The 11,003-nt window shown below is 68.7% G+C and carries 10 protein-coding genes and 1 tRNA gene; 5 read left to right on the top strand and 6 right to left on the bottom strand.

All coding sequences use genetic code 11. The annotated features are described in order from the left end of the window. Positions 1-521: 521 nt before the first annotated feature. Positions 522-914: an SCO5389 family protein gene (locus ON26_RS03280; RefSeq protein ID WP_040794456.1), complete on the top strand. Its 393-nt coding sequence runs from the start codon at positions 522-524 to the stop codon at positions 912-914. 18 nt (positions 915-932) lie between these two features. Here the strand turns inward: ON26_RS03280 and ON26_RS03275 are convergent, their stop codons facing one another. Beyond that, entirely contained in the window at positions 933-2,396 is a 1,464-nt protein-coding gene (locus tag ON26_RS03275) for a flavin-containing monooxygenase (protein WP_040794455.1), read from the bottom strand. 238 nt (positions 2,397-2,634) lie between these two features. Between ON26_RS03275 and ON26_RS03270 the strand changes: the two genes are divergently transcribed. Next, positions 2,635-4,272 carry a long-chain fatty acid--CoA ligase gene (locus ON26_RS03270; protein WP_040794454.1) on the top strand — a complete coding sequence of 546 codons (1,638 nt, stop codon included), beginning with the start codon at positions 2,635-2,637 and terminating at the stop codon, positions 4,270-4,272. Positions 4,273-4,370: 98 nt separating this feature from the next. Then, positions 4,371-4,443: transfer RNA gene (locus tag ON26_RS03265), tRNA-Arg, on the top strand. A gap of 303 nt (positions 4,444-4,746) precedes the next feature. Here ON26_RS03265 and ON26_RS03260 read toward each other — a convergent pair. Further along, the gene (locus ON26_RS03260) at positions 4,747-5,526 is read right to left on the bottom strand and encodes an alpha/beta fold hydrolase (protein ID WP_040794453.1); all 780 of its coding nucleotides are present in this window, start codon (positions 5,524-5,526) and stop codon (positions 4,747-4,749) included. 78 nt (positions 5,527-5,604) lie between these two features. On the opposite strand from ON26_RS03260, the gene ON26_RS03255 reads away from it, so the two are divergent. Beyond that, the gene (locus ON26_RS03255) at positions 5,605-7,371 is read left to right on the top strand and encodes a GNAT family N-acetyltransferase (protein WP_040794452.1); all 1,767 of its coding nucleotides are present in this window, start codon (positions 5,605-5,607) and stop codon (positions 7,369-7,371) included. 160 nt (positions 7,372-7,531) lie between these two features. Here ON26_RS03255 and ON26_RS03250 read toward each other — a convergent pair whose 3' ends face one another. The 3 genes from ON26_RS03250 to ON26_RS03240 all read right to left on the bottom strand — a co-directional run bounded on the left by ON26_RS03250 (position 7,532) and on the right by ON26_RS03240 (position 9,462). Beyond that, a complete protein-coding gene (locus ON26_RS03250) occupies positions 7,532-8,044 on the bottom strand; it encodes a hypothetical protein (RefSeq protein WP_157171766.1) in 513 nt (170 codons plus the stop codon). 207 nt (positions 8,045-8,251) lie between these two features. Next, positions 8,252-8,845 (bottom strand): hypothetical protein, encoded by a 594-nt coding sequence (locus ON26_RS03245; protein WP_040794450.1) that lies wholly within the window; start codon positions 8,843-8,845, stop codon positions 8,252-8,254. Positions 8,846-9,036: 191 nt separating this feature from the next. After that, entirely contained in the window at positions 9,037-9,462 is a 426-nt protein-coding gene (locus ON26_RS03240) for a DUF4189 domain-containing protein (RefSeq protein ID WP_040794449.1), read from the bottom strand. 116 nt (positions 9,463-9,578) lie between these two features. Here ON26_RS03240 and ON26_RS03235 point away from each other — a divergent pair, with 116 nt between their 5' ends. Beyond that, positions 9,579-10,289 carry a helix-turn-helix domain-containing protein gene (locus tag ON26_RS03235; RefSeq protein ID WP_040794448.1) on the top strand — a complete coding sequence of 237 codons (711 nt, stop codon included), beginning with the start codon at positions 9,579-9,581 and terminating at the stop codon, positions 10,287-10,289. Here ON26_RS03235 and ON26_RS03230 read toward each other — a convergent pair. Continuing rightward, positions 10,271-10,846, bottom strand: coding sequence for a dihydrofolate reductase family protein (locus ON26_RS03230; RefSeq protein ID WP_083883688.1), 576 nt, complete (start codon positions 10,844-10,846; stop codon positions 10,271-10,273). The two genes, ON26_RS03235 and ON26_RS03230, sit on opposite strands and share 19 nt — an antisense overlap. Positions 10,847-11,003 lie beyond the last annotated feature (157 nt).

The following is an 11,003-nucleotide window of genomic DNA, read 5'->3' as shown; positions in this document are numbered from 1 at the left end:
CGGCGACGGCGCGGATGCGCTCAGCCTGAGCCGGCGCGGCCCGGTGCCGGGCGGGACGGGTCGCGACCGCGGTGGCTCCCGAGCCCTCGGCGCCGGAGCCGAGCAGGCTCGCGACAGAGATGGAACTGGGGCTCACCCGGTGCTGCGACATAACTCGTCCTCGCGTCGGTCCTACAGTTGCCAACGAACGCCGCCGCGTCACACCTGCTCACCCCGGACGAGCATGTCGTCGGAGATCGTCCGGAACTCACAATGTGTAACGTTTCGGCATCCGTTGTGACGGGAACTCTACCCGGTCGTGACCATTCCGCAACCTTCGAGCTCGAGCCGGCGACTGAGGCACGTGTCACAGCCGAGGGCGGCGCACGCCGATCACCGGCACGCACAGATGCAAGCACATCCCCGCCGGGGAGCGAAAGTTGGCCCGGTCTAATACTTTTGACGCGAATATAGACTTGTTGACAATAATTTTCGTTTAGACTCGAACGCGCACCGCCCCCGACCTACTGGAGGAGAGCGCCATGTCCCTCGATGTACCCGCCGCCCTGCTCGAACGCGCCGAACGCGGCGATATCGACGATGCCGAGTTCGTCGACTGCGTGAAGAACTCGCTGCCCTACGCCTGGGAGGTGGTCAGCCGGGTCGTCGGCGAATTGCGCACGGGCGCGGACGAATACGCCGACAACACGATCGCGCCGCCGGACGAGAAGGCCCGCGGCGAACTGCTGCGCGCGCTGGCCTCCGATGCCATCCGCGGCGGCCTCGAGCGCCACTTCGGCGTGAAGCTGGCCTTCCAGAACTGCCACCGCGTCGCGGCCTTCCCGCTGTCCTCGGTGGGCGGCGAGACCTACTCGACGTTCATCAGCACCCGCGCGCAACTGCTCAACCAGAGCCCGGAACTGCGCAACTGCTGATCCGCGGGGCGGGGCCGCTCAGACGCGGGCCTGCCCCACCTCGTATTCGCCGGGATCGAATCGCCGTGTCTTCCAACGGAACAGCGCGGTGACGGCCGGCCAGTTGTTGGTGATCCGCCCGGCGGCATTGCGATACCAGCTCGAGCAGAAGTTCCACGGCGTCTTCTTCAACCGGCGTTGCAGCCAGTCGTCCCAGTTCTGTTCGACATCGGCGCGTACCGCCAGATACCGCCCGGGCCGCGCCGTGACATAGGAGACGACCTGCCGGATATAGCGGGCCTGCGATTCCAGCATGTAGATGATCGAGCCGGCGCCGACATTGGTGTTCGGCCCGTACATCATGAACAGATTCGGAAAGCGCGGCACCGACATGCCCAGATAGGCGCGCGCGCCCGCCGACCCCCACACATCGGCCAGCTTGGTTCCGCCGAGCCCGTAGATGTTCATCGGCGCGAGGAATTCGGTGCCCTTGAAGCCGGTGCCGTAGATGATCATGTCGACCGGATACTCCGTGCCGTCGACGGTGCGCACCCCGGTCGCGGTGATCTCGGCGATGCCGGTGGTCTCCACCGTGACATTCGACTGTCCCAGCGCGGGGAAGTACTCGTTGGAGAACAGACCGCGTTTGCAGCCCGGCTCGTAATCCGGCGTCAGCTTCGCCCGCAGCACCGGATCGGGCACCTGTGTCTCCCGGTGCCGGTCGGCCAGCGCGACCACCGGCCGCTTGATCCACGGCAGGTCGGTCAGTCCGAGCGAGAGGAATTCGAAGGTCAGCCAGATCAGGAAGCGCTCGGCCAGTCGCACCGGCGGCACATACCTGAACAGCGCGTGGTGCATCGGCCGGTACTCCACATCCGGCTTGGGCAGCACCCACGCCGCCGAACGCTGGAACAGCGTCAGCTCGAGCACCTGCGGCTGGATGCGCGGAATGTATTGGATCGCACTGGCTCCCGTGCCGATACACGCCACCCGCTTACCGGTCGGGTCGATATCGTGATCCCATTCGGCGGAATGGAAGGCCGGTCCCGCGAAGGTGTCGATGCCGGGAATGTTCGGCAGTGCGGGCCGCGACAACTGGCCGACCGCGGGCACCAGGATCGTGGCGCCCCACTGCTGCCCGTCGGCGGTGGTGACCATCCAATCGCCGGTGGCCTCGTCGAATTCGGCGTCGGTGACCTCGGTAGAGAACCGGATGAAGCGCTCCAGATCGTATTTCCGCGCGACCGTGCGCATGTATTCGTGGATGTCGCGCTGCTCGGAAAAGCGGCGCGGCCAGTCCGACCGGGGCTCGAACGAGTACGAATACAGCGGCGACGGCACATCACAGGCCGCGCCGGGATAGGTGTTCTCCCGCCACACGCCGCCCAGATCCGCGGCGCGTTCCAGAATGACGAAGTCGTCGAACCCGCTGCGCAGCAATTCCAGCGCGAGGCCCATACCGGCGAAGCCGGCTCCGATGATCAGGACGGACGGCGTTCTCATGGCCCGAGCCTAGGCGCAGAACCGGTCACGGGACAGGGGTCTGACGGCCCCCGCCGTCACTTATTCGCGCGTTGCCTCGCGACGACCCGGGTTCGAGGACCGGATACCCCCGTTCGGGGGTGGCATTTCCACTATGGCTTCGGCCACCCTTATCGGGCGTAGCATCCCGGTGTGACGTGGCTCATCGCTGTCCACGAGACCGGGCAGCTGCCACCGATTAGTTAGGAGTTCCCGCGAAATGTTGAGCACCATGCAGGACGAGCCGCTGTCGCTGACGACACTGCTCCGATACGCGTCGACCTTCCAGGGCGACAGCACCGTCTCCACCTGGACCGGCACCGGCGTGCGCACCATCACCTACCGCGAGCTCGGCGCCCAGGCTGCTCAACTGGCGAACGCCCTCACCGGCCTCGGCATCGGCCGCGGCGACCGCGTCGGTACCTTCATGTGGAACAACACCGAGCACATGGTCGCCTACATCGGCGTGCCCGCCATGGGCGCCGTCCTGCACGCACTCAACATCCGCCTGTTCCCCGAGCAGCTGGTCTACGTGGCCAATCACGCCGAGGACCAGGTCGTCATCGTCGACGGTTCGCTGCTGCCGCTGTTCTCCCAGCTGCTGCCGAACATGAAGACCGTGCGCCATGTCATCGTGGCCAACGGCGACGCCGGCGAACTCACCGCCCCCGAGGGCGTGACCGTGCACTCCTATACCGAACTGCTCGACGCGCAGCCCGACACCTACGACTACCCGGTGATCGACGAGCGCGAAGCCGCCGCCATGTGTTACACCTCCGGCACCACCGGCGACCCGAAGGGCGTCGTCTACTCGCACCGCTCCAACTGGTTGCACGCCATCCAGGTGCTGACCCCGATGAGCATGGGCCTGAGCGGCACCGACAATGTGCTGTCCATCGTTCCGCTCTTCCACGCCAACGCCTGGGGCATGCCCTATGCCGCGCTGATGTCCGGCGCGAACATGCTCATGCCCGACCGCTTCCTGCAGCCCGGCCCGCTGCTGGAGATGATGGCCGACCAGAAGCCCACCTTCGCCGCCGCCGTGCCCACCATCTGGGGCGGGGTGCTCGCCGCGCTGGAGGCACACCCCCAGGACGTCTCCCACCTGCGCACCGCGGTGGTCGGCGGCTCGGCCGTCCCGCCGTCGATGATGCGCGCGTTCCAGGAGAAGCACGGCGTGCGCGTCCTGCACGCCTGGGGCATGACCGAGACCTCCCCGCTCGGCTCGGTCGCCAACCCGCCCGCGGGCGTCACCGGCGAAGAGGAATGGGAATACCGCTACACCCAGGGCCGCTTCCCCGCCGCCGTGCAGGCCCGCCTCGTCGGCGACGACGGCGAGATCGTCCCCAACGACGGCAAGTCCCTCGGCGAACTGCAGGTCCGCGGCCCCTGGATCACCGGCTCCTACTACTCCCCCGACGGCGCCCAGGTCGACCCCGACAAGTTCGACGACGGCTGGCTGCGCACCGGCGACGTCGGCAAGATCACCCCCAACGGCTACCTCACCCTCGTCGACCGCTCCAAGGACGTCATCAAGTCCGGCGGCGAATGGATCTCCTCGGTCGACCTGGAGAACGCCGTCATGGGCCACCCCGCCGTGGCCGAGGCCTCCGTCATCGGCGTCCCCGACGAGAAGTGGGACGAGCGCCCCCTGGTCGCCATCGTCCTCGCCGACGGCGCCACCGCCACCCCCGCCGAACTGCGCGACTTCCTCGCCGACAAGTTCGCCAAGTGGCAGCTGCCCGAGCGCTGGACCTTCGTCGACGAGGTCCCCAAGACCAGCGTCGGCAAGTTCGACAAGAAGCAGCTACGCACCCGCTACGCCGACGGTGAGCTGGACGTCGTCACCCTCGACTGACCCGCTCCGAGCCCGGCGGTCCCACGGCCGCCGGGCTCGTCCCGGGACAATTCGGCTCCCGGCGGCCGGACCCGGTAGACTCTGCCTCGTCCATACCGGCCTTCGTAGCTCAGGGGATAGAGCACCGCTCTCCTAAAGCGGGTGTCGCAGGTTCGAATCCTGCCGAGGGCACATATATAAGCGCAGCTCAGACTGTTTTCCTCTCCTTCGCTGCTGTCGCCGAGTCCGGCGCGGTACGCAGGGAGTACGCAGTAGCGAAGTTCCCCCGCGCGGCATCCAACTTCGATGCCACATCATCGAGATCGTCATCGAAGAGATCCGCGTAGAAGTCGAGCGTCCGCACTGAGCGTCCATACCTACGCCGAAGCCGCCGAAGCACATCTCGCCCACCTGCGCCATGAGGTCGACCTGGTGATACAGCGCTCCGACGGCAGAGTTCTCGCCATGGAGGTCGAGCTCGGAAGTGCTTCGCACCTACCCGTGGCGGGCGACGTCCTCGCACAGGATGCTCGGCCAGCGGGCGAGGTCGGCCGGGGTGTGCGCCACCTCCAGCGTGGCGTTCGGCAGCAGGTCGACCAGCGCCTCGGCGGTCGACACCGGATGCGCGGGGTCGTCGATCCAGGCCAGCACCGTGGTCGGCACGTCGATCGCGGCGATCGCCTCGGGGGCGGGCAGGTCGCTCATCGCCGCCCCGCGGAACAGGGACGGCAGGAGGTGTTCGGCGACGTCCGGCACGGTTTCCGGGGTCCCGACGGTGGCGGGCGGGCGGGGCGCGGCGAGGTCGGCGCCGAGGAAGGCGTCGAGTCCCTGCTCTTCGATCAAGCGGGCGTTCTTCAGGTAGATCTCCGCCTTCGCGGCGCGGGTTTCCCAGGCGGTCGCGGGCACCAGCAGGGTGAGGCCGGCGAATCGGCCGGGGTCGCGGACGGCGGCGTGCAGCAGGGTGCCGGTGCCCATCGACGGGCCGACGCCGTGCACCTGTTCGCCGGGGAACCAGTGGTCGAGCAGCTTCAGCAGGTCGTCGGCGAGCACCGGCCACCGGTAGTCCTCGGGGACGGCGCGGCCCGTCGAGTGGCCGTGGCCGCGCGCGTCGTAGCGCAGCAGCCGGGTTCCGCTGAGTCCGCGGCCGAGGTCGAGGTCCATCAGGCGGTCGCGGTGGCGGCTGGAGGTGAGACCGTGGAGCTGGACGACGGGGTGGCCGCCCTCGTCGCTCAGTTCCACGTCGAGGTCGGCGCCGGGAACGCGGAAAGTCGGCACGGGTGACTCCAGTGGTGGTGAGACAGGTTGGTGAGACAGCGCTGGTGAGACGCTGGCGAAGGAGCCTAGGATACGCGCATGCGGCTGACCAATGTCGCGCATCTGCGCCTGCCGTTCGGCCGCTTGCTGGGCTACGACGTCACCCCGGGGAGAGTGGGCCGTTCGCTCCCCGTGTCCTTCGACCAACGCCGCCACGTCGCTGCGGGCGACCGGGCGGGATCCTGGATGGCGTTGTCCTTCAAGCTTTCCGCGCCGGTTCCGTCCGGCGACCTCGCGACCGCCTGGCTTGCGGTCATCCAGCGGCACGGCACGCTGCGGTCGATCTTCGTCCCGGGCGAGGACGGCGAGCCGCGGCTGCACGAGGTCGAGATCCTGCCCGGCGAGTGGGTCGAGCACGAGATCGCTCCGGGGCAGGCGGTCAACGACGCGCTGCGGACTGTGCTCGACCGGGCTTGTTCGCCGTACGGGCGCCCGTCGCATCGGCTGTGTGTGCTCGAGACCGCGGTGGGGCCGACGGTGGTGGTCGCCGCCGACCACTCGCACGTCGACATGTGGTCGATGCTGGTGATCGCGCGCGACCTGCTCGTCGCGCTGGCCGCGGTGCAGGAGGGCCGGTCGCCGTCGTTACCGCCCGTCCCGGCCTTCGCGGAGCACACCCGCGCGCTGCGGGACCGGCCCGCCGCGCCCGCCGAGGTGCACCGCCGGTGGGCCGAGGTGCTGGCGAGCAGCGGCGGTGTGATGCCGCGGTTCCCGCTGTCGCTGGGTGCGGCGGCCCTGCACGAGGAGCGCGTGGAGGTGCGCGACGTCCTCGACGTCGACGACAGCGCCGCGTTCTCGGCGCAGGCCCGCGACGACGGCGTCTCGACGCTGGCCCTGGTGGTGGGGGCGATGACCGAGGTGACCGGCGAATTGGCCGGCACGGCGCTGCGGGCCGTCTTTCCCGTGCACAGCCGGTACGACGCGACCTGGCACGACTCGGTCGGGTGGTTCATCACCAACTCGGTGCTCGAGTCGGCCGACCCCGACCCCCGTGCCAGCGCGGAAGCGGTGAAGGAGGCCGTCCGGATGGGGTCCTGGCCGCTGGAGGACATCCTGCGTCCGTGGGGTGGGATGCCCGAGGCGCCGGGGATGTTCGCTATTTCGTGGCTGGACCTGCGCCGGTTGCCGGTGCGCGTCGACGCGACCGGGTTGGAGGCGCATTACGTCGGCGCGACGATCCGCACCGACGGTGTGATGCTCTGGTTCATCTTCGACGAGGCGGGACTGCACCTGCGCTGCCGGTACCCGGACACGCCCGAGGCCCGGCGGCACGTCGGCGCCTGGCTGGACACAGTGATCGCCCGGTTGCAGTCACGGGCGCGGGCCTCGGTCGGTGGCCTGCTGCGCCTCGGCGACCGGACCTATCGTGTGCAGCGGGCGGCGCGTGCCGACGTGCCCGCGCTGGTCGCACTGCTCTCCGACGACGAGATCAGCCGTGCCCGTGAGGTTTCCGAGATCGCCCGCTACGAGGAAGCCTACGACGCCGTCACCAGGGACCCCTCGCACTATCTTGCCGTGGTCCGCGACGAGGGCGACCGGATCGTCGGCACCATGCAGCTCACCATCATTCCGGGACTGTCCCGCGGCGGCACCACCCGCCTCCAGATCGAAGGGGTCCGGGTCGCCGCCGCGGAACGCTCCCAGGGCATCGGAACCGCGATGCTGGAATGGGCGCACGCCCACGGCAGGCACCGGGGCGCGACGCTCGCGCAGGTCACCACGGACCGGGTTCGCGAGCGGGCGCACGCCTTCTACGCGCGGCTGGGGTACGCCAATGATCACGTCGGGCTGAAACGGGCGCTCTGACCCATCGGTCCCATCGACGATCTTCCTCCAGAAATGCGCGCCGAATTCCGAACGCCGTAATCTCTGCCGCCGAGGCATTCGTCCGGCGACAAAAGCGGCGCCCTCGCGTTCTCCGGTATCCGAACTCACCGGAGAACGCGAATCATTCACCCCGGAGAGATCAGGGCAGGACCTGCGGAACGAGTTCCGGGGCGATCGCGCCGACGATCAAGCCGACCAATGCACCCTGGAGCGCGGGGCCGAGGGCGCAGAGCGGAACGAGCGGAAGACCGACAAGAGTCACCGCACAGGCGACAATCCCGACGGCGCCTCCGACGACCGCGCCGGCCGCAGCGCCGTTGGCCATCGGATCGGAGTTGGCCGCATTCGGATTCGTGGCGATATCCCCCACTTCCGCGATGGGCTGCACGATTTCGGGCGTCACCGTCGTGGCCTCGATCGGCGCCTCCTGAGCCGCCGCCATCTGGATGACGGCGACCGACTGCGGGGCCACAGCCTCGGCAGAAGCCGCTCCGGTGCCGGCGAAGGTCACCGCGACCGCGAGCGGCAAAGCCGCGACGAGACCCTTGATTCCGAAGCGTCCGATAGTCCTACGCATGATTTTCATCCTCCCGACCGCACGCGAAAACCTTTGGCGTGCGGGATGTTCGAAGTTGCGAATTGCAATGGCCAAGTTCTATCCGATATTCGCCACCGAATCAACTCGAGCCGCCGGCGTCGCACGCGGACGAGTCTTGTTCTGCGACAATAGATCGACCGCATAGCCGGTTTTTCGGCCGCAGGCGGTCCGGCGCGGAAATACGCGAAATGTTTACCGACGAGTATGCGAGTGAGTTCGTGCTCCGAATCGAAATCCTGACGTCCGATTGCGCCGAGTACGTCAGAACTTGCCGGTGTGGTGCACGAATCGATGTCCGAGCCGGGCACCGAATTCGGCGACGAACTCCTCGGTGAGCGGCGGCCAGCCCCAGAAATCGAACGCGAGGGACCCGAGGGCGAAATCATCGGCCCAACGCCAGGTCGCGACCGGGCTCGCGGCGCCGCAGGAGACACAGGTCGCCGCGCCGGCGCCGGATGCCTGCCACCTGTCGATCGCGTCCGAAAATGGTTGCCAGACAGCGCGATACGGTTCCCATCGCTGCGGGTAGTCGATGATCACGGTCGCGGCCCGGCAGTGCGGGCAGTGCGCCGCCGCCGGTGCGACTTCGCCCTGCCCCGGATAGTGGGCGTGCCTGCCGACGACGACCGCGACCGGACCCGGTTTCCAGTCCTCGCCCCACTCCTGAGTGATCTGCCGCCACTCGACTCCGGCCACATAGCCTTCGTCGGCATGGCGGCTGTACATCCCCTCCGGCGAGGTCTCGCGGGACAATCTGCCCTGCGACACCATCCAGTCGATCATCTGCCCGGCCAGTGCGCCCGCATCGTCCGCGCCGACCTCGACGTCGACTATCCGTTCGAAGAAGTCACCCACACCCGCATCGTGCCACCGCACACCGACAGGCACGTGTGACTCGTTCCCGGTGAAGCCCTTGTGCGCAACAACATTGCCGATACCGTCACCACTGCACCGCCCGGGGCGCGCCTGGATCGCGGTCGTCCGGCAGCGTCGGGGCCGGCGAGGGACCGAGCCCGGCAGGACCCGGTCCGTATTTCACGGGCGCATCAGCGAGCGTTGCTCGTGCACACGACATCGATGATGCGCGCGCCGCTCAGATTGGCGGAGCCGACATTGGCCAGCTGCGCCGTCGGGGTGACCTCGGAGAGCCGCTGGTAGGCGGCGCGTTCGGCCTCGGCCCGGTTCGGGCCGGACGCCACGGCCACGCCCTCACGGCTCTCGATGATCGCGCCGCAGCCGTTCGCCCAGGCGGCGGCCACCGCGCAGTCGCCGCCACCGCAGTCGGCGATCGCCAGGTCGCGCGCCTCGTCGAAGCTCGCCGCGTCGACACTCAGGCCGTAGGTCCACCTGTCGCCGCTGATCGCGATCGCCGCGTGCAAACCGGCCGCGTCGGCCGACCCCGCGCCGAGCACCGATCCCACCGCAAGGCTGGTCACCGCCACGGCGAAGCCGACCTTACCCATCAATCTCATCGAACGTCTTTCTCTCGAGGGTGTTCCGGAGCGGAACCGTGGGATCTTTCCAGCTGCAAGCTGTTTCGTCCATTCGAGCGCGGATGTTGTCGGTGTGCGGGCCTACCATCCCGGCTATGGGACTGCTTTTCGGAACACGCGAATCGGATTCGCCGTGGGTGCAGTCGGTGTGGACGTGCCGCAGCGCGGCGGTCTCGGAGATGACCTCGGTCGCGAGTGAGACCTGGGGCCTGGTGTTCTGGGAGCAGGAGGGGCGGCCGTATGCGGCGGTGACCGGGCCGGAGAGCCGCACCGCGACCGCGCCTGTGCCCGAGGGCGCGCAATTCGTGGGAATCCAGTTCGCGGTCGGGACGTCGTTGCGCGCGGTCGCCACGGCAACGCTGGTCGACGGCGGGATCACGCTGCCGGATGTGACCGGGCGGCGCTTCTGGTTCGACGGCGCCTATCGGGAGACACCGCGACCGGACGACGCGGAGACGCTGGTCGAACGGCTCGTCCGCGAAGGCGTCGTGGTTCGGGATCCGGTGGTGGCGGCGACGCTTCGAGGCGCGGCGCCGGAGGTGACGGGGCGGACGCTGGAGCGCCGGTTCCGCGCGGCGACCGGACTCACACAGGGCGCGGTCCGGCAGATCGGGCGGGCCCGCACCGCCGCCGTCCTGCTGACCTCGGGCGAGACTCCGGGCGAGGTGATCGACAAGCTCGGGTACTACGACGAGCCGCATCTCGCCCGCGCGCTGCGGCGATACGTCGGGCGCACGGCCCGGCAACTGCGCGACCGGACCGGCGGGGCGATCGCGCTCGATCCCGGTCAGCGCACGACGTCGTAGACGAGCTTGGTCACGCCGTTGGAGTAGGACGCCGAGTCCCGCAGGCGCAGTGTCCGCTTGTCACGGTCGGCGCGGGTGAACAGGCTCTTGCCCGCGCCGAGCAGCACCGGGAACACCAGCAGGTTGTAGCGGTCGATCAGGTCGGCCTCGGACAGGCTCCTGGCCAGCTCGGCGCTGCCGTGGATGTAGATCGCGCCGCCCTCGGACTGCCTGAGCTTCGCGACGTCGTCTTCCGAGCGCAGGATCGTGATCGGGCCCCACCCCTCGATCAGCTCGTCCTCGGTCAGGCTGCCGGAGACCACGTATTTGGGCAGGTCCTTGTAGGCGGCGTGATCGTCGGAGTCACGCCAGATCGGGGCGAACGCCTCGTAGCTGCGGCGGCCGAACATCAACGCTGTGGTGTCGGCGAGCTCCTCCCCCTTGAGCGAGAACGCCTCGGGGACGAACTCGGTGTCCAACACCCAGCCGCCGCTGCGGTGGCCCTCGACCTTGCCGCCCGGCGAGTCCACGACGCCGTCCAGCGACATGAAGCCCGTATAGACGAGTTCGCGTGTCATCGATTCTCCTCCTGCGTGTCAGCATCGCGTTCTGCCTGCGGGTCAGCCTAGGGACAGTCGCTGCCCGCTGTCTTGGACGAAACCGACACCTGGCGACGGCCGTGGGCCACGGGGTCCGCGCCGGAATCGCGGGTCCGGGCGAGGACCGACATCGGCT

The sequence above is a fragment of the Nocardia higoensis NBRC 100133 genome (assembly GCF_000308595.1).
In the GTDB taxonomy this organism is placed as follows: domain Bacteria; phylum Actinomycetota; class Actinomycetes; order Mycobacteriales; family Mycobacteriaceae; genus Nocardia; species Nocardia higoensis.
The sequence above is the reverse complement of the archived record's forward strand: the minus strand, read 5'-3'. Positions and strand labels throughout refer to the sequence as shown.